Raw genomic sequence first — 17,042 nt, forward strand, 5'->3', positions numbered from 1 at the left:
GACAGAATCAGGCCACGAAAAAAGCCGCACCGACTGGGGTGCGACTTTTCGTGAAAAACTACTGGCGCTTGGCGCTGTTTTGGTTGACTTCCATGATGACCGGCAGGATCACCGGACGCCGCTTGGTGTGATCAAACAGGAAGCGGGACAGGTCGTCGCGCACGGACTGCTTCAACGTGCTCCAGTCGAAGGACTTGTTGTCCAACTGCTTTTGCACCGACTTCTCGACGACGCCGCTCGACTCGTTGAGCAGATCCTTGGAAGTCTTGACGTAAACGAAGCCCTTGCTCTGGATCTTCGGCTTGGACACGATTTTCTTCTTCTTGCGGTCGATGGTGACCACTGCGATGAAGATCCCGTCCTCAGCCAGCATCTTGCGGTCGCGCAGGACGATGTTGCCGATGTCGCCGACGCCAATGCCGTCGATCATGGTGTTGCCGGCGTCCACGTGCCCGGAGATGTGCAGCTTGCCCTTGTCGTAGGAGATGATGTCCCCGACGTTTGGCATCAGGATGTGATCAGCCGGAATGCCGGCGTCCGCCGCGATTTCACGGTGGGCCTCAAGCTGGCGGAACTCACCTTCGACCGGGATCACGAACTTCGGCCGCAGCAGGTTGATCATTAGCTGCAAGTCGTCCTTGTTCGCGTGACCCGACGCGTGCAAGTCATCGGAAATGGCCTTGACCTCGCCGCCTGCGCGGTAAATCATGTCGCGGGTCTTGGCCGCCATGGTTTCCATCGAGTGGCTGACCGTGGTCGTGATGTAAACTAGGTCGCCTTCGTGAATGTGAACCAAGCGGTGCTTGTTGTTGGCCATGCGCTGAAGGGACTTCAACGGCTCGCCCATGCGGCCGGTTTCCAGAACCACCGTCTCCTCAGGCTTGAGGTCCTTAAGTTCCTTGGTGGAAGCCAAAATGTCGTCGTTTGGCAGTACCAGCGCGTTCAGGCGCATCGCGGTTTTGACCACGCGCTCGACTTCGCGGCCGGTCAAGACGACCCGACGGTTGGTTTGCGCCGCGGCGTTCAGCACCTGCTGGATGCGCTGGATGTTGTTGGCCACGCCGGCCACAATGATCCGTCCGTCTTGATAATGGAAGGTTTCCTCAATGTGATCGTAAATTTCGTTCTCACTGGCGTGCGGGTACGGGGACTCCGCGTTGTTGGAGTCGGACATCAGTGCCAGCACGTTGTGGTCGCCAATTTTCGCCAGGCGTGACAAGTCGGTGCGGTACATCTTGGGTGCGCCTTGGTCGAACTTGAAGTCGCCGGTGTAGACGATTGAACCGTTCGGGGTCTGAACGACGACGCCCAGACTGCCCGGAATGCTGTGGGTCGTCGGGAAGAACGACACCTTGACCTTGCCGAAGTCGATGACCGACTTTTCGGTGATCACGTGGAAGTCCTTGAACTTCTTGGCTTTCGGGTTGGCCGTCAGGGTCAACTTGGCCAGTGCAACGGTCAGTGCGGAGCCGAAGACCGGCACCGGATGCTCGCCGATGAAGTACGGCAAGGCGCCGATGGCATCGGCATGGCCGTGAGTCAGAAAGATGCCGGCAATTTTGTCTGCATTTTCGGTCAGGTACGTTAAGTCAGGAATCACAACATCGATCCCCAGCAGCTCGTTGTCCGGATATTTCAGGCCAAAGTCGACAACGAAAATTTGATCGTCCACTTCGATCGCGTACATGTTTTTGCCGTTCTCACGCACACCACCGAGGGCGACCACTTTGATTTTACTCATAGGTACACCTCGTAGATTGTATTAGGTTTTTCCGCCACCCTAAGGTGACAACGAATTATTCCTTGTTCCAGTGTACCACAGGAACCTAGGAAAGCCTATCCGAGCCGCTAGCGCAGGGGTATAAAAAACCACCCTGCGGCAGCAAAGTGGTTGAATAGTCGATATTAACGACGCAGGCCGAGGCTTTGGATCAAGTCGCGGTAACGTGTGATGTCCTTGTTGCGCAGGTAGCGAAGCAAGTTACGGCGTTGGCCGATCTTCTTCATTTCACCAACGTATGAGTGATAGTCCTTCTTGTGAATGGACATGTGGTTCGTCAAGTTGTTGATGTCGGCGGTCAAAAGCGCGATCTGGACCTCTGGTGAACCAGTGTCGCCCTCTTTACGTCCGTACTTCTTGATGATTTCTTCTTTTTGTTCTTTTGTAACAGCCATGGAATATTTCCACCCTTCTTATAAATTGCCTGAGACTGAGCGAAGCGCGGTGAGCCGCTGGGCTAAGTGTCAGGTTCTTGGAACGGGTATTACTTTACGCTATTGGCGCGCACATTGCAACTGCGGCTTACCGCGGTGTCTGGACGCGCAGGAACGCGTGGATCACGTCCCGCAGACCCGTGTACCCATTATACAGGGCGAGCCCCACGATCACCAGGTACGCCAAGCCGTAAACAACCGATGTGCGACTCTTGAACTCCGGAATCGCAGTTACGAAAAAGGCACCGGCACCGACAAACCAAATCGCGTTGACGCATGCTGACCGTAATAACTGTTTTTCCGTAACCGGTGAAGCCAGCGACGCATGATGTTGACTCATTAAGCAACAGTCCTTCCTGGACACAGCTATCAAGCATTTTCCCTTTACAACTTTTTATTGCAAAGAGGCTGGGCCTTCGGTATAATGCTATCTGTTGAAACAAAAGTGACGCACTACAAAACTCAGCCCGGAGGTGAAATTCATGCCACAAATCAAACAAGCAATCAAGCGGGTCAAGACCCAGGAAGCTTCTCGTCAGCTGAATATCGGTCAAAAGAACGATATGCGCACGACCGTTAAGAAGTTCCGCGAAGCCGCAGCTGCCGGCGCTGACAACGCGCAGGACCTGTACAAGGACGCAGCACGCGCCTTGGATATGGCTGCCACCAAGCACCTGATCCACAAGAACAAGGCTGGCCGCGACAAGAGTCGGCTTCACGCCCTGCTTAAAAAGTAACACGATTGCCTGCCGTGTGCAGGCTTTTTTTTATGGTGCAAAGGCGGGCGCACCACGTTAACCACCGCCGATGATACGCCGCAAGCCTCGTGCTTGCGGCTTTTTGTTTACCCCGCCTCTTTGAGGGCCGTCCACAGACCGGTCACATTGGCGACCGCGGCACCGAGAATCACCGGCCAAATGATCGCCCACGGCCCGTCAGCCAGCCGGTCCAACCGGAAAAAGCCGAGAACCAGCCCGTTCATCAGGACAACCACCACAATCACGCCCGTCTGCAGAAGCATTTCCGCCACGGTGTGTCAAGTGATCGGCCACCTACCGAGGCGGCGTTGGGGCCGGGCATGGAACCCATCAATTTCAAAAACGCCCGCGATAATCAAAACTAGAACTTCCAGGCCAATAAAATTCGCGCTGATCAGCCAGCGGGCCTGGGTGAGCGCAAAAGCTAACATCACCAGCAGCTCGGCCGGCAGCAGCACCATTAAAGCGCCACTGAGCACCCGCAGCACGCGCTTCTGCGTGTATGTATCGTAAGCGACCTTGATTCCCCAACCGCGGATCAACAGCTGCTCCAGCCAGTTCTTATTCATCGGCGTCACCCCCGTTGTCCCTATGTTAAAAGCGGCACCGCGGGCCAGCAAGCATTTGCCCTCGGCACCAAAAACGGCGCCGCAGCCTGGGCTGCGACGCCGTCAGATCATGCCCCTAAGGTAATTTTTTGCCCGCTGGTGTACTGCAGGACAAACAGTTCAAACGCCAGATTTTTATCGACCCGGCCGGTTTTCATCGCGGTTTCGGTGTCAACTAGACCGCTAAAGGCCCGGCGCAGCGTTTTGCCGTCTACGCGGCGGATCTCCTGCAGCGCCTTTTTGATCCGAAACGGGTGAACTTTCAGGGTCTGCTGAATGTCGCCTTGGCCGTACCCCTTCTTGGCCAAGATCTGCACTTGCAGCAGCAAGCGAAACTGCATGACCAACAGCGCATTCAGGTGGATTGGTTCCTCTTTTTGGAGCAGGAGGTCGCGGTACAGGCTCAGCGCCTGCGTGGTGTTCTTGCGCACCACCGCGTCGACTAGGTCAAAGACGCGGTCTGTCAGCGCCTTGGGCACCAGCTCGTCGACCGCCTGGGCATCGATGGTCGCCCCTTCCGCCGCGTACAGCTTGAGCTTGGGCAGCTCATGTACCATCGCCGTGTACTCACCGGCCGTGCGCTGCACCAACGCATTCAGCGCGTCCGGCGTGATCTGCAGGTGCTGGGCCTTGAGCTCGCGCTGCACGGCAGCCTCGGCGGCGCGCTGATCCAGCGGCGCCACGTTGACGATTTTGGCTGAGCGGTTCAGCGCCTTGACCACGTTCTTGCGCGCATCCAGCTTCTCGTATGGCGCGACGATCACCATCACGGTCGAAGGCGCAGGCTGCTTGAAGTAGGCCTCTAGCCCCTGCACATCGTGCTCGGGCCCGGACTTGGGCTTTTCCCCAGTCAAAAAGTACGGGTCAGAGATCACCACTTCACGCCAGTCACCGAAAAACGGCGGCGAGGCGGCGTCGTCTAGCGCCACCCCGACCGCGGTTTGCCGCATGTCGTAGGTGGCAAAGTTCATGGTCTGCTGATCTGGTGGAATGACGGCTTTAAGCGCGGCCAAGGCCTGGTCGACCAGCGCCTGCTCGGTGCCAAGCAGAAGCACCAGAGGCGGCAAGTCGCCTTTTTTTAACTGTCTGATCAGTTCCTGAACGGTCATGGGCCGCCTTCTTCCGCTAAAAATTGATGCACGGTGTGGGCCGTACTGCTCGCATCGACCCACACCGCCCCGCTTGTCGCCGTGTTCAGCCATGGCACCCCGGCCGCCTGCAGCGTGACCAGCGTTTCCTGATGCGGGTGGCCATAACGATTGGCCACCCCGGCGGAGATCAGCGCGAGCTTTGGGGTGATCTGCTGGATGAATTCTGGCGCGGACGACGTCTTGGAGCCGTGATGGCCCACTTTTAACATGTCCACGTCGAGCGCTTGCGGCATCAGCTCACGCGTTTCCACGCCTTGGTCCGCATCCCCGGTGAACAGCCAATTGCTGTCCCCTATTTTACCATAGAGCACGATGGAGTCCGCGTTTTTCTCCGTGGCGGTCGTGCCGCTGGGAGCCACCACGCGCAGCTTCAGCGGCCCAACAGACAACGTCTGGCCGGCCAGGACCTGAACGTGCCGCGTCACCTTGCCCTGCTTGGCCGCCACGATGTATGGGTGACCCGCGGCCAGCGGTGTCGTCACCAGCGTCGTCACCGGCATCAATTTGGTGACAACGGCTGCGTCACCCACGTGATCCGCGTCCGCGTGCGTCAACACCAGCGCGTCCAAGTGAGTGATCCCGCGTGCCCGCAGATAATTAACGATTGCGCGCTTGGCCGGCGGATTGGCGGAAAAGCCAAAACCGCGGCCACCAGTGTCAATCAAAATCGCGCCTTGCTTGAACGGCGCTTCAATCAGCAGCGAATCGCCTTGACCGACGTCGAACATGGTCACGCGATACTGCGGGTGCACATTGACCACCAGCCAGGCCACTACGACCCAGCCAACCAGCCACTGCCAGCGGCCAAACGCGAGCCCAACCAGGACCAACACCACCCCTAGTGCCGCCAAGCTCACCGGAACCGCCCCGAAAATAATTTCACCAGGCAGCGTGGCCAGCGCCGTTAAACCTTTTTCGGCGCGGATCAGGACAGTCTCAAGAGCACCGCTGCCCGGGGCGCGCGGCCAGAGGCTGACCACCACCAGCGCCGGCATCAACGCCAGCTCAAACACCGGCATCAGAAGCCAGCTGAACACCGACGCGAGCAGGTGCACCCGAAACGTGTGGAACAGTACCACCGGCGTGCTCACCAGCGCCAGCCGCCAGCTCATTCCCCAGCGGCCGGTGTTGATCACCAGTAGCACGAAGCACAGCAAGTAGGTCAACTGCCCGCCCATGGTGTGCAGGACGTACGGCTGCAGTGCCAGGTTCAACGCGACCGCCGCGGAAAAACAGTCCAGTGGCGTCCACTGCCAGCCGAACCGGTCGTTTAGCATCGCGATGATCCGCAGCCACACCGCGCGCATGATGCCGGCGGCCGGTGGAATCAGCACCAAAAGCGCCGGCAACAGCCCCAGCAGGCTCCAATCGACCGCCTCTTTAGGCAGCCGCAGCCGGTCAGTCAGCCAGTACAGCGCGCCAATCAACGCATAAAGGTGCAGACCCGAAACCGAGAACAGGTGAAATATCCCCAGCGTCACAAAGGCGTCGCGCTGCTCGGCAAAATCACTGTCGACCTGTCCCAGCAGCAACCCCTTCGCATACGCCTGCGTGCGCGGGGCGAGCTGGCGCAGATGGAGCAGCACTTTGGCCCGAAGCACATGTAGCTGCTCGATGATGCCCCGGGCCGGCCGGACCTTCACATCCAGGGTTTGCTGCTCACTTTGCCAGGCCAACTGGTTCTGCCGCCAGGCGTAGATGGCGTAATCGAACTCGTAGGGATTGCGCGCGCCACTGAGCCGGGTCACGTCGCCGTGCCAGGCAACGGTGGCGATGCTGGTCATCTGCTTTAACACCGCGGCCTGCTCTGGGGTCACCTTCGCGCTGCCGCTGATTTTGACCCCATTGGCTGAGGTGCCAGTGTAGCGCACCAGCTCGCCAGTCACCTGCCACGCGGTCGGCATCACCGTTACCACCCCGCTGGGCTTGGGCGGTGCTGCCGTGAGCTGGGCCGCACGAAAGCCCCACGCCAGCCCGACGGCCAGCGCAAGCGGCAACCCAAGTTTGGCGATCCGCCCCGCCTTGAAAAACGCCCACAAGATCAGTGGCACGCCGAGCCACCAGGGCTGCATGACTAGCAGCATGCCGCCCAGGCCCGCGGCCAGCAGAAAAATCCCGCGCCGGTTCATGGCCCGACGGTGACCAGCGGCGCCAGGCGCTCGAATGTTTTGTCGCCAATGCCGCTGACGTTTTTCAAATCCTCAACCGCCTTGAACCCGCCATTTTGGTCGCGGTAGGCGATGATGTCGGCCGCCTTTTTCGGCCCGATGCCGGACAAGGTCTGCAGCTCCGCTTCGGTGGCCGTGTTCAGGTTGACCAAGGCACCGGCACTGCTGCTGGCGCCCGCTGAGGCCGAGCCACCGCCCGTAGGCATGGCGGCCGGCGGGGGCTCTTCCCCGACTTTAGGAATGTAAAGGCTCTCCTGGTCGACAGCGACCTGTGCCAGGTTGACCGTGCTCACATCGGCCTGCGCGACCAGCCCCCCAGCCAGTGCCACCACGTCGACCCAGCGCGTGGTTGGCCCCACCGGATACACCCCAGGCTTGGCCACGGCCCCTTTGATGTGCACGTAGCCTTTTTTGGGCGGCGCACTGCTGGTGGCGGCAGCGCTGCTGACCCCACTGCTGACGCTACTCACACTCGCCACGAGTGGTTCGGCCACCGGCGCCTCGGTCGGTTGGCGGCCCTGCCACCAGAAGAACAGCCCGACCACTGCCGCCACCAGCCCCAGGTACCAGTACTCCCGCACCCATTCCTTCAGTGTTGCCATTTTGATCACCTCGCAGTTAGATTACGCGAGGCCACCAAAAAACCGCCGCAGCTGCCTGCGACGGTCCAAGGCCAAAACTGGCCGCTTACTTAGTGGCTGTTCAAAAACGCGTAGTGACTGATACTAGTAATTTTAAGACGTTACTGTCTTATAATAAATGCATACGAAATGTCGGTTTTCGGACATTTCCCATGCATTTATGAAATCACTCGGAGGTTTTATCCATGGTTTATCGTCAAAGTCCCCACCAACTCTCTTTTGAATCCTTTGGTTGCGGTCTGAGTACACCGCTCAGTCCAAATAATGAGTGGGTGCGCTTAGCCGATATTTTTCCGTGGAAAGAACTCGATGAGGCATACCAATTGGAGTTTTCCAAGAAAAGTACTGGGCGCGCGGCTAAACCATTTCGGATGCTTTATGGCGCTGGACTGATTCAGAATCGAATGAAACTAACCGATCGCGGTGTGGTCGACGCAATTCGAGATACGCCGGCTTATCAGTATCTCATCGGGCTCTCGGAATATCGTGCAGAGAAGCCCTTCGCATACACCAGCTTGTGTACCTTCCGTAAACGGATTGCGGATATCTCTGAACTGGTCAGAAACATTATCAATGATTGGCTTCGTGCCAAGATCGAAGCCTTGGTGCCATTCAAGGTTGACGTGATGATCACGGATGCCACAGCGATTCCGGTGAAGATCCGCTATCCCCAAGATGCCTCGCTGATCAATCAAGCCCGCAAGAATCTTGAAGACATGGCCATTGACATGGCGCATCAACTGAATGTCCCTAATCCACGCATGTATAAGCGTGAAGCCAAACAAGTTTGGACGGCTTTCTCACGCCATCCAAAGAGCCAAAAGCAATCCGTTCACAAGCAAGTTAAAGCGCAACTTCAATACGTCCGTCGCGACTTGCGCTACATCAATGAATTCATTGATGCAGGGGCAATCTTAACCGCCAAACAAGCAGTACGCTTGGGTGTCATCCGAATCTTGTTTGACCAACAATGGTATATGTTTGAACACAAGATTCACCATGTCGCAGACCGGATTGTTAGTCTCCAACAGCCTTATATTCGACCGATCCAGCGTGGTAAGGCGAAAGCCAAAGTTGAGTTTGGGGCCAAGATTGACGCATCGTTAAGTGAGGGCATCGTTGATATTGAGCGTTTCGAATTCAGGGCTTTCAATGAGAGTAAAGACTTTGAAGCGACCTTGGATCATTACTTCGACTTGCATGGCCATTACCCAGATGAGGTGTTGGCAGACACGCTTTATCGCAACCGCGACAATCGAAAGTTGTGTAAGGACCTAGGCATCACCCTGTGCGGACCTAAACTTGGCGCAAAGCCCAAACACATTGATGCCAAGAAACGCCGCCAGGATACGGACGCAGAGAATCGACGCGGGGCCATTGAACGCCGATTCGCCTTTCTCAAAGGGTCAGTAGGCTTGGACTTAGTCAATACCCGAACAGCTGAGTCATTGGCCGTTAAAATCGATCAGGCAATGGTATTAAGCAATGCGCTGACATTCTTGAGAGTGTTTGCTATACCAATTTTAATTTTAACCACGAACGAAGGGCAAACCTATCGTTTCCGGTACAAATTTACTACTAGCATTGAGAATATGGTGGCCTAGTTGAACAGCCACTACTTATCCCAAATATTGATGCGCTTTTCTGGCGCCAGGTACATCTTGTCGGTCGGCTTCACGTCGAAGGCGCGATACCAGGCGGCAAAGTTCAGCACAGGCACGTTGACCCGCAACTGGGCCGGCGCGTGCACGTCGGTCGTGGCGCGGGTTTGCGCCATGGCTGGCCGCATCTTGGTCGCCCAGGACTTAGTGTAAGCCTTGAAGAAGGCCTGCAGTTCGGCCTGTGAAGCGTCCTTGCCCAGCACGGCCAAGGCAACCGCCATCCCTGCGTTGTCGGCGATGTTTTCCGACACGGTCAGTCGCCCATTGATCTTGGCGCCATACGAGTCTCGCCCATCGAACTGCGCGGCCACCGCATCGACCTTTTTGCTGAAGGCAGCCTTATCGGCGGCGGTCCACCAGTTGTTCATCGAGCCGTTTTCGTCGTATTCGGCGCCGTTGTTATCAAAGGAGTGCGAGATTTCATGGCCAATCGTGGCCCCGGTGCCGCCGAGGTTCGCGGCCCGCGACCAATCAATGCTGTAAAACGGCGGCTGCAAAATGCCCGCCGGGAACGTGATGTCGTTTTTGGACGGATCGTAGCAGGCGTTGACCAGGTAACCCGGCATCGCCCATTCGCTGCGATCGACCGGTTGGCCAACTTGGCCGAAGCGGAAGGCCTGGACCTGGCTGGTCAGCTTGGCGACAGCTTCAACCAAGTTGTCACTGTCGGCAAAATGCAGCTGCAGCGCAAGTTTCGGTTCTTCGTCCGGGTAGCCCATCTTGATTTTCATGGTCTTCAGCTTGCGGATCGCCTTTTCGCGGGTCTCGGCACTGAGCCAGGTGTTGTGATTGAGCTGGACCTGATACTGGGCAATCAGCTCCTTGACCATGGCCGTGATGTTGGCCTTCGCCTTTTCACCAAAATATTTACGGCCGTAGTACAGCCCCACCGAATCGGCAAAGAACGCGTTCGTCAGCTGGAACGCGGCCTTGACCCATTCCGTGGCCGCCTCTTGACCGGTCAAAAAGCGTGCGTAGGCGCCGGCCTGGGTGCGCAGATTATCGCTGAGCAAATCCGCGTCATTGAGCAGTTCGTTGATGATGGCGCGGTGCTGCCATTGCTGGTAATTATCTTCTGAAATTAGGGTGTTCATCTGCGCAAACACATCCGGCATCAGGACATTCACCGTTGCCGGCGTCGCAGGCAGCACACTGGCCAAGGCATCGGTCAGACCAATGTTGCTGGTTTCGTGCGCCAGGTCGGCCCAGCTGGTCGGGTGGTCCCAGTTGGTGTCAACCGCCAGGAACTCATTGGTCGGCGTCAGCTTGCCGAGCCGCTGGTCAAAGGCCAGCGCATCGGTAACGTATGCCGCCGCCGTGTCAGCGCTGTAGCCCGCTGCCTGGAGCAGACCTTCAACCATTTTGCGCCAGGCGTCAAACTTCTCCTGGTTTTCCGGCGTGTCCTTCGCGTACTGCTCGGCGTCCGGCAAAATGGTGCTGAAGCCGGCCAGGTGCAGCTGGTTGGTGGTCGCGTCGTGCATATCGGCCATGACCATCCAGTCGTACGGTACTGGATAATCATCTTGAACCAATTCCGGCAGCGCAGCCTTGTAATCAGCCAAGGTCTTGAGGCTTTCCAAGTGCTTTAACCGCGGCACAATCGGGGCGATGCCTAGCGCGTCGCGGGCCGCTTTGTCACTGGCCTTCACGTACAGCTTGGCGGCGTACTGCAGCGCCGGGTCATCTGTCGTCTGCTCGCCGTTAGCCAGTGCGGTCAGATCTTTGACCAGCTTGGCGCGAATGTTGTCAGTCAGGTCGGAGTCGGCACTGACCATGGCCTTGTCAGGCGGGATCACCGTTTTTTCCTGCCAGTCGCCGTTGACGGCCATGTAAAGATCATCTTGAATCCGTGGTTTATCTGTCATGTTTCCTCCTCGTGATTTCACTGTTTTCTCGCATTGCTTTAATCATAGCCAACTGCCAAGGGATTCACAACCGTAACCCAAAAGCCGCCGCGGGTTGCGACGACTCCAATCAGTTAATGGGTTCTCAGGTAATCCAGCGCATCCTTCAGCGTTTTGACCGGGACGATTTTCATCTTGGTCTTGATCTGCTTGGCGGTGCGGGCGGCCACGGCGTAATTGTTATCGTAACTCGGGTCGAGCTTGCGGATCTGCCTGGTGGCCGGCTGGTCCGGGGCAAAAAAGACCTTGGCGCCTTCCTTGTCAGCCATGTAGACCTTCTTGTCGATGCCGCCGATTTGGCCGACGTTGCCGTCGCCGTCAATGGTGCCAGTACCAGCGATCTTCTGGCCGTGGCGGAAGTGCTGATTGGTCAGCTCAGTGTACACCTGGACCGCAAACATCAGGCCGGCGCTTGGGCCGCCGATCTGACCGGCATCGATCTTGACCTGCGGGGTCGTGCTGATGGTCGTGTGCTCGGTCAGCTCAATGCCGATGCCGGCCTTGTTGGTGCCGGGCAGCTTCATCAGCTTCGCCGTCGCCGTGTGCACCTTGCCCTTACGCGTGAAGGTCAGCGTGAGCTTGGAGCCAATCTTGCGTGACTGAATTTCTTTGATGTACTGGTTGGCGGTGGTATAGCGCTTGCCGTCCAGCGCGGTGATGGTGTCGCCCACCTGCAGCTTGCCCTTAAACGGCGACCCTTTGACCAGCGACATCACATAAATGCCGAGGTGGCGCATTTTGGCCGGCTTGCCCGCCGCTTTGAAGGCGGCCTGGACCGCGTTGTTGGCGGCGCTTTTAATATACTGTTCCTGCAGAAAATCATAGGCCTTGGAATCATCGTCGCCCATCAGTTCCTGCTTGGACATGATCTCGGAATACGGCTGCAGCTTCGCCCACAGCAAAAGCGCCGGCGAGGCCGGGCCGACCACGCCGACCGTGGTCAGCATGTAGGCCCCTTTTTCCGTGTCCTTCTTACCTTCAACCGTCACGTACGGCTTCAGCGACTCGGCCGAGCCTGGCACCTCGGCGTAGTAGTTGGTGGGGTAAAACAAGAGACCGGCAGCCACTACCAGCGCGGCAACCAGTCCCCCAATGAGCCCCCAACGACGTTTGTTGCTAGTTTTTCTTTGCTTGCTCATGCGCATCACCTAACTTGGCCATCACGGCGGCGTTCACGTTTGCTGGCAGCAGCGAACTGACATCGCCGCCGAATGTGGCCACTTCCTTGATCAAACTCGACGAGAGGAACCGGTAGCGTTTGTCTGCCAGCAGCAGCACGGTTTCCAGCTGCGGCGACAGCACCTGGTTCATCTCCGCGATGTCCTGCTCGTAGTCGAGGTCCTTGCCGGAGCGCACGCCGCGCACCAGCACGGTGGCACCGATTTGCTGGGCGAACCGCACCGTCAGCATCGACGGCGCCGCGACCACTTCGACGTTAGCCAGGTCCGCCGTGGCTGCTTTGATCAGCGCCACTTTCTCCGCGCCGGTGAACAGCGGGCGCTTAGAGGTGTTGGTCATCACCGCGACCACGACCGTGTCGAACATCTTGGCCGCGCGGGTCACGGTATCGAGGTGACCATTGGTGAAGGGATCGAAACTCCCGGGAAAAATTGCTTTGACCATCTACTCTGCCTCGCTTTGCTTCAAAATCAGGACCTGAGCGACGCCGTAGGTCTGGCGGCGCACCTTTTCATAACCAGGAATCACGTCGGGATAAACCACGTCCATCCCCGTTTCAAACATCACCGTGCCTCCAGGGGCCAGCAGGTGCAGTTCCAAGATCAGCGCCATCTGGGCCAGCGCCTCCTGCTTGGCGTATGGCGGGTCGGCCATGATCAGGTCGAACTGCCGGCCCGCTTCGCCGAACGTTTTCAGCGCGCGGTCCACCGGACTTTTCAGCACCGTGAAGCGCTCTGGGTGTGGCAACTGGCCGACGTTTTCCTTGATCACCTTGATGGCCGGGTACGCCTTGTCGACCAATGTCGCTGAGGCCATGCCGCGTGACACGGCCTCGATGGCGAGAGCGCCGGTGCCGGCGTACAGGTCGAGGGCCGCGCCGCCGTCAAAATAAGGCCCAAGCATGTTGAACATGGACTCTTTGACCTTATCCGCTGTCGGTCGTGTATTTGCGCCGGGCACGGCGGCCAGGCGCCGGCCGCGAAATTCGCCGCTAATGACGCGCATCGCGATACCTCTTGGGCGCATCGTCGTCCTGGTCGTCCTCAAGGGCCGACAGGCTGGTGTCCCCGGAGTACTCGGTGGCGATGAACGGGCGCTGCGACTTTTCGACCGCCTTGACGAAGCGGAGTTTCTTGAGCTTGGCCATGGTGTCGTCGATTTTGTCCATATCCAGGTACAAATAGACATATTTCATGCGGCGCGACGCGTACAGAATCGTGCCGTAATGGCGCAGGGTCTTCATCTGTTTGAGTGAATACACCCAGACCACTAGGCCCTGGCGTTTGGTGACCTCAAGCATGCAATTCCTCCTCACAAAATCAGTTCTGCGCCAGCGGCTTCAGTTTGGCCAGCAGCTCGCCGGTTTCCACTAAGTCGCCAACACCGGCGTACAGGTGCGTGATGGTGCCGGCAAATGGCGCGTGCACCGTGGTTTCCATTTTCATGGCCGAGGTGACAAAAAGCGCGTCGCCCTTTTCGACCTGCTGGCCTTCCTTGACCTCGATGCCGACCAGCCGGCCGCCCATCGGCGCGCCAATCTGGTTCTGGTCGGTTGGTTCGGCCTGACGCTTCGTGGCCACTGTGTGCTGAGCGGATTCGTCCAGGATCTGGACCTCGCGCTTTTGCCCGTTGACCGTGAAGTACAAGGTGCGCTTGCCCGCCGCATCAGCCGGCGAAATGGCATCCAGCTGCATCACGACTTGCAGGCCAGGCCGCACGTCGACGCTGATGCGCTCGCCGATCCGCATCCCTTGGAAGTAGGTCTGGCTATCCAGCGCGGTGATGGGGCCGAACTTCAGGCGGTTTTTCAGGTAAGTCGTGTAGACTTCGGGGTACAAAATAGCAGACAGGACTTGCGCATCAGTCGGGTGCGGCAGGCCCTTTTCAATCAGCTGCTGGCGCACAGCGGTAAAGTCGACCGGCTCGGCCAACGCCCCGGGGCGCTGGGTCAGCGGCTTTTCCCCTTTGAGGATCTTGGCCTGCAATTGTTTTGGAAAACCGCCAACCGGCTGGCCGAGGTCGCCCTTGAAAAAGTCCACGACACTGGCCGGAAAATCAATGGTCTCGCCGTGATCCAGCACGTCCTGCGGGGTCAGGTGATTCTGCAGCATGAACAGCGCCATGTCGCCGACCACCTTGGACGACGGCGTAACCTTGACGATGTCGCCGAACATCTCGTTGACCTGCGCGTACATTTGCTTGACGGCCTCAAAGTCGGTGATGTCCATCGACTCGGCCTGCTGTTTCAGGTTGCTGTACTGGCCACCTGGCATTTGCACCGTGTAAATATCGGTCAAAGGCCCAGTCACGCCGTTGGCGAAGTCCTGGTAGTACGGGCGGACCTGTTCGAAGTACTGGTTCAGCTTCTCGGCGCCTTGGACATCCAAGTCCGGCTGCCGGTCGTTATTGGCCAGCGCGTAATACAGGCTCTCCATGCTCGGCTGGCTGGTCGTGCCGGAAAAGGCGGATTGAGCAACATCGACCACATCCACACCGGCGTTGACCGCCTGCACGTAAGTGGCCACCCCGTTGCCGGTGGTGTCATGCGTGTGCAGGTGAATCGGCACGTCGACCGCGTCCTTCAGCGCACTGACCAGCTCGTAAGCGGCCTCGGGCTTCAGCAGCCCGGCCATGTCCTTGATGGCCAAAATGTTGGCGCCGGCGTCGACCAGCTGCTTGGAAAGATCGACATAATAGGCCAGCGAGTACTTCGGGTGGCTGTCGGCCAAAATGTCACCGGTGTAGCACATCGTCCCTTCGGCCAGCTTGCCCGTCTCCCGCACCGCGTCGATCGAGTGTGTCAGCTGCGGCACCCAGTTCAGCGAGTCGAAAATGCGAAAGACATCGATGCCGCGGTTCGCCGCGACTTGGATGAATTTCTTAATGACGTTGTCTGGGTAGTTCTGGTAGCCAACCGCGTTGCTGCCGCGGAACAGCATCTGCAGCAGCGTGTGTGGCATGCGCTTGCGCAGCTGATCTAGCCGGATCCATGGCGATTCATTCAGGAAACGGTACGCGACATCAAACGTCGCCCCGCCCCACATTTCCGCGGAAAAAAGGTTCGGCAGCGCATTGCTGAAGTCCGAGGCGACCCGCAGCATGTCGCGCGTACGCATCCGCGTGGCAAACAGGCTTTGGTGCCCGTCGCGCAGCGTGGTGTCGGTCAGCAGTACCCGCTTTTGGGCGCCGAGCCACTTGGTCACGGCATCGGCGCCTTGGTCATGCAGCATGGCGACCAGGTCGGTTTGCGGCTGGGTCTTTTCGAACCGCGGCTGGTAGTCAAAATCTGCCAGCAACTTTTCGCGGTGCTGGTGCACTCCGGGGAAGCCGTTGACCGTGGTTTGGCCAATGTAAGTCATCAGCTGCGTGGTGCGACTTTCCACCGGGCGCAGCTTGAACAGCGAAGGCGTCTCATCGATGAAGGTGGTCGTCGCACTGCCAGAGCGGAATGTCGGTGTTTCCAAGACATTCAGCAAAAAGGCCAGGTTGGTCTTCACGCCGCTGATGCGAAATTCCTTCAGCGCGCGCGTCATTTTCGCCACGGCACCCAGAAACGAGCCGGAGTGAACGGAAGTTTTGACCAGCAGCGAATCGTAGTACGGGCTGACGACCGCGCCGGCATACGCGTTGCCAACATCCAGCCGCACGCCGTTACCGCCGGGACTACGGTAAGTCGTGATGGTCCCGGTGTCGGGCATGAAGTGGTTGCTCGGGTCTTCGGTCGTGATGCGGCACTGGATCGCCGCCCCGCGCGTGGTAATGTCTTTTTGCTGCGGGATGCCGATGTCTTTGAACAGGTCCTCGCCGGCGGCAATGCGCAGCTGTGCTTGGACGATGTCGACGTCGGTGATCAGCTCCGTGATGGTGTGCTCGACTTGCACCCGCGGGTTGACCTCGATGAAGTAGAACTGGTCCCCTTCCACCAAAAACTCGACGGTGGCGGCGTTGTCGTAATTCACACTCTTCATCAGCGCCACCGCGGCATCACAGATCTGCGCCCGGAGCGCAGGCGCCAGCCCGACCGCCGGCGCGATTTCGATCACCTTTTGGTTGCGGCGCTGCACCGAGCAGTCGCGCTCGAACAAATGGATCAGGTTGCCGTTGTGGTCGCCGAGAATTTGCACCTCGATGTGCTTAGCATCTTTCAGGTAGCGCTCAACATACATGCGATCGTCGCCAAAACTGGCCACGGCCTCGGACACGGCGTTCTGGTAGACGTCCTTGAGCTCTTTTTCGGAGTGGACAATGCGCATGCCCTTGCCGCCGCCACCAGACGCCGCCTTTAGCATGATCGGGAAGCCGTGCTTTTCGGTGAACGCGACGATCTCATTAAAATCGCGGGTCGGCTCGGTCATCCCCGGAATCGTCTGCAGGCCGGCCTTGACCGCCGCCCGCTTGGCAGCGACCTTATCGCCGAACATGTCCAGCAGCTCGGGCCGTGGGCCAACAAAAGTCAGCCCGGCCGCTTCAACGCGCCGCGCAAACTCGGCATTTTCCGACAGCAGCCCGTAACCGGGATGGATGGCGTCGGCCCCGGACTCCTTGGCGATGCGAATGATGTCTTCCATGTCGAGGTAGGCCTCGATTGGCCCCTTGCCGGCCCCGACCTGGTAGCTTTCCTGGGCCTTGAACCGGTGAATGGTCAGCTCGTCTTCCTTGGCGTAGATGCCAACGGTTTTGAGCCCCAACTCTTCGCTTGCCCGAAAGATCCGCACCGCGATCTCGCCGCGGTTAGCTACTAAGACTTTACGCATGTGC

The 17,042-nt window shown here is 58.4% G+C and carries 16 protein-coding genes; 2 read left to right on the forward strand and 14 right to left on the reverse strand.

Annotated elements, in window-relative coordinates; all coding sequences use genetic code 11:
- Positions 1 to 58 precede the first annotated feature (58 nt).
- From JUE30_RS07150 to JUE30_RS07160, 3 genes are all read right to left on the reverse strand, one after another.
- Positions 59 to 1,741 (reverse strand): ribonuclease J, encoded by a 1,683-nt coding sequence (locus tag JUE30_RS07150; protein ID WP_203624255.1) that lies wholly within the window; start codon positions 1,739 to 1,741, stop codon positions 59 to 61.
- 164 nt (positions 1,742 to 1,905) lie between these two features.
- Positions 1,906 to 2,175 carry a 30S ribosomal protein S15 gene (gene rpsO / locus JUE30_RS07155; protein WP_125758175.1) on the reverse strand — a complete coding sequence of 90 codons (270 nt, stop codon included), beginning with the start codon at positions 2,173 to 2,175 and terminating at the stop codon, positions 1,906 to 1,908.
- A 127-nt stretch (positions 2,176 to 2,302) separates the two neighbouring features.
- Positions 2,303 to 2,554 (reverse strand): hypothetical protein, encoded by a 252-nt coding sequence (locus JUE30_RS07160; RefSeq protein WP_203624256.1) that lies wholly within the window; start codon positions 2,552 to 2,554, stop codon positions 2,303 to 2,305.
- 142 nt (positions 2,555 to 2,696) lie between these two features.
- On the opposite strand from JUE30_RS07160, the gene rpsT reads away from it, so the two are divergent.
- Complete coding sequence (gene rpsT / locus JUE30_RS07165; RefSeq protein ID WP_125758171.1) at positions 2,697 to 2,951, forward strand: 30S ribosomal protein S20; 255 nt, start codon at positions 2,697 to 2,699, stop codon at positions 2,949 to 2,951.
- Positions 2,952 to 3,058: 107 nt separating this feature from the next.
- Here the strand turns inward: rpsT and JUE30_RS07170 are convergent, their stop codons facing one another.
- The 5 genes from JUE30_RS07170 to JUE30_RS07190 all read right to left on the reverse strand — a co-directional run bounded on the left by JUE30_RS07170 (position 3,059) and on the right by JUE30_RS07190 (position 7,501).
- A complete protein-coding gene (locus tag JUE30_RS07170) occupies positions 3,059 to 3,235 on the reverse strand; it encodes a hypothetical protein (RefSeq protein WP_203624257.1) in 177 nt (58 codons plus the stop codon).
- 15 nt (positions 3,236 to 3,250) lie between these two features.
- Positions 3,251 to 3,541, reverse strand: a complete 291-nt coding sequence (locus JUE30_RS07175) for a hypothetical protein (RefSeq protein WP_203624258.1) — start codon at positions 3,539 to 3,541, stop codon at positions 3,251 to 3,253.
- A 107-nt stretch (positions 3,542 to 3,648) separates the two neighbouring features.
- Positions 3,649 to 4,689, reverse strand: coding sequence for a DNA polymerase III subunit delta (gene holA / locus JUE30_RS07180; protein ID WP_203624259.1), 1,041 nt, complete (start codon positions 4,687 to 4,689; stop codon positions 3,649 to 3,651).
- Entirely contained in the window at positions 4,686 to 6,860 is a 2,175-nt protein-coding gene (locus JUE30_RS07185) for a DNA internalization-related competence protein ComEC/Rec2 (RefSeq protein WP_203624260.1), read from the reverse strand. The genes holA and JUE30_RS07185 overlap by 4 nt, the downstream gene beginning before the upstream one ends.
- Positions 6,857 to 7,501, reverse strand: a complete 645-nt coding sequence (locus JUE30_RS07190) for a helix-hairpin-helix domain-containing protein (RefSeq protein WP_203624261.1) — start codon at positions 7,499 to 7,501, stop codon at positions 6,857 to 6,859. The genes JUE30_RS07185 and JUE30_RS07190 overlap by 4 nt, the downstream gene beginning before the upstream one ends.
- A gap of 224 nt (positions 7,502 to 7,725) precedes the next feature.
- Here JUE30_RS07190 and JUE30_RS07195 point away from each other — a divergent pair, with 224 nt between their 5' ends.
- Entirely contained in the window at positions 7,726 to 9,144 is a 1,419-nt protein-coding gene (locus JUE30_RS07195; RefSeq protein WP_203624262.1) for an IS5 family transposase, read from the forward strand.
- An 11-nt stretch (positions 9,145 to 9,155) separates the two neighbouring features.
- Here the strand turns inward: JUE30_RS07195 and JUE30_RS07200 are convergent, their stop codons facing one another.
- The 6 genes from JUE30_RS07200 to JUE30_RS07225 all read right to left on the reverse strand — a co-directional run bounded on the left by JUE30_RS07200 (position 9,156) and on the right by JUE30_RS07225 (position 17,038).
- Positions 9,156 to 11,066: a M13-type metalloendopeptidase gene (locus JUE30_RS07200; RefSeq protein ID WP_203624263.1), complete on the reverse strand. Its 1,911-nt coding sequence runs from the start codon at positions 11,064 to 11,066 to the stop codon at positions 9,156 to 9,158.
- A gap of 113 nt (positions 11,067 to 11,179) precedes the next feature.
- Entirely contained in the window at positions 11,180 to 12,244 is a 1,065-nt protein-coding gene (locus JUE30_RS07205; RefSeq protein WP_203624264.1) for a SepM family pheromone-processing serine protease, read from the reverse strand.
- Complete coding sequence (coaD, locus tag JUE30_RS07210) at positions 12,222 to 12,728, reverse strand: pantetheine-phosphate adenylyltransferase (protein WP_203624265.1); 507 nt, start codon at positions 12,726 to 12,728, stop codon at positions 12,222 to 12,224. The genes JUE30_RS07205 and coaD overlap by 23 nt, the downstream gene beginning before the upstream one ends.
- Positions 12,729 to 13,289, reverse strand: coding sequence for a 16S rRNA (guanine(966)-N(2))-methyltransferase RsmD (gene rsmD, locus JUE30_RS07215; protein ID WP_203624266.1), 561 nt, complete (start codon positions 13,287 to 13,289; stop codon positions 12,729 to 12,731).
- Entirely contained in the window at positions 13,276 to 13,584 is a 309-nt protein-coding gene (locus JUE30_RS07220) for a YlbG family protein (RefSeq protein ID WP_203624267.1), read from the reverse strand. The genes rsmD and JUE30_RS07220 overlap by 14 nt, the downstream gene beginning before the upstream one ends.
- Before the next feature lie 19 nt (positions 13,585 to 13,603).
- Positions 13,604 to 17,038, reverse strand: a complete 3,435-nt coding sequence (locus tag JUE30_RS07225; RefSeq protein ID WP_203624268.1) for a pyruvate carboxylase — start codon at positions 17,036 to 17,038, stop codon at positions 13,604 to 13,606.
- Between the last annotated feature and the right edge of the window lie 4 nt (positions 17,039 to 17,042).

This window comes from Lacticaseibacillus sp. 866-1, assembly GCF_016861825.1.
Classification (GTDB): Bacteria; Bacillota; Bacilli; order Lactobacillales; family Lactobacillaceae; genus Lacticaseibacillus.

Excerpts from the sequence above, each read along its gene's own strand:
- JUE30_RS07225 (WP_203624268.1), bottom strand. The coding sequence starts at position 17,038 with ATGCGTAAAGTCTTAGTAGCTAACCGCGGCGAGATCGCGGTGCGGATC.
- JUE30_RS07160 (WP_203624256.1), bottom strand. The coding sequence starts at position 2,554 with ATGAGTCAACATCATGCGTCGCTGGCTTCACCGGTTACGGAAAAACAG.
- JUE30_RS07150 (WP_203624255.1), bottom strand. The coding sequence starts at position 1,741 with ATGAGTAAAATCAAAGTGGTCGCCCTCGGTGGTGTGCGTGAGAACGGC.
- JUE30_RS07205 (WP_203624264.1), bottom strand. The coding sequence starts at position 12,244 with ATGAGCAAGCAAAGAAAAACTAGCAACAAACGTCGTTGGGGGCTCATT.
- JUE30_RS07170 (WP_203624257.1), bottom strand. The coding sequence starts at position 3,235 with ATGCTTCTGCAGACGGGCGTGATTGTGGTGGTTGTCCTGATGAACGGG.
- JUE30_RS07185 (WP_203624260.1), bottom strand. The coding sequence starts at position 6,860 with ATGAACCGGCGCGGGATTTTTCTGCTGGCCGCGGGCCTGGGCGGCATG.
- JUE30_RS07175 (WP_203624258.1), bottom strand. The coding sequence starts at position 3,541 with ATGAATAAGAACTGGCTGGAGCAGCTGTTGATCCGCGGTTGGGGAATC.
- rsmD (WP_203624266.1), bottom strand. The coding sequence starts at position 13,289 with ATGCGCGTCATTAGCGGCGAATTTCGCGGCCGGCGCCTGGCCGCCGTG.
- JUE30_RS07195 (WP_203624262.1), top strand. The coding sequence starts at position 7,726 with ATGGTTTATCGTCAAAGTCCCCACCAACTCTCTTTTGAATCCTTTGGT.
- holA (WP_203624259.1), bottom strand. The coding sequence starts at position 4,689 with ATGACCGTTCAGGAACTGATCAGACAGTTAAAAAAAGGCGACTTGCCG.
- JUE30_RS07190 (WP_203624261.1), bottom strand. The coding sequence starts at position 7,501 with ATGGCAACACTGAAGGAATGGGTGCGGGAGTACTGGTACCTGGGGCTG.
- rpsT (WP_125758171.1), top strand. The coding sequence starts at position 2,697 with ATGCCACAAATCAAACAAGCAATCAAGCGGGTCAAGACCCAGGAAGCT.
- JUE30_RS07220 (WP_203624267.1), bottom strand. The coding sequence starts at position 13,584 with ATGCTTGAGGTCACCAAACGCCAGGGCCTAGTGGTCTGGGTGTATTCA.
- rpsO (WP_125758175.1), bottom strand. The coding sequence starts at position 2,175 with ATGGCTGTTACAAAAGAACAAAAAGAAGAAATCATCAAGAAGTACGGA.
- JUE30_RS07200 (WP_203624263.1), bottom strand. The coding sequence starts at position 11,066 with ATGACAGATAAACCACGGATTCAAGATGATCTTTACATGGCCGTCAAC.
- coaD (WP_203624265.1), bottom strand. The coding sequence starts at position 12,728 with ATGGTCAAAGCAATTTTTCCCGGGAGTTTCGATCCCTTCACCAATGGT.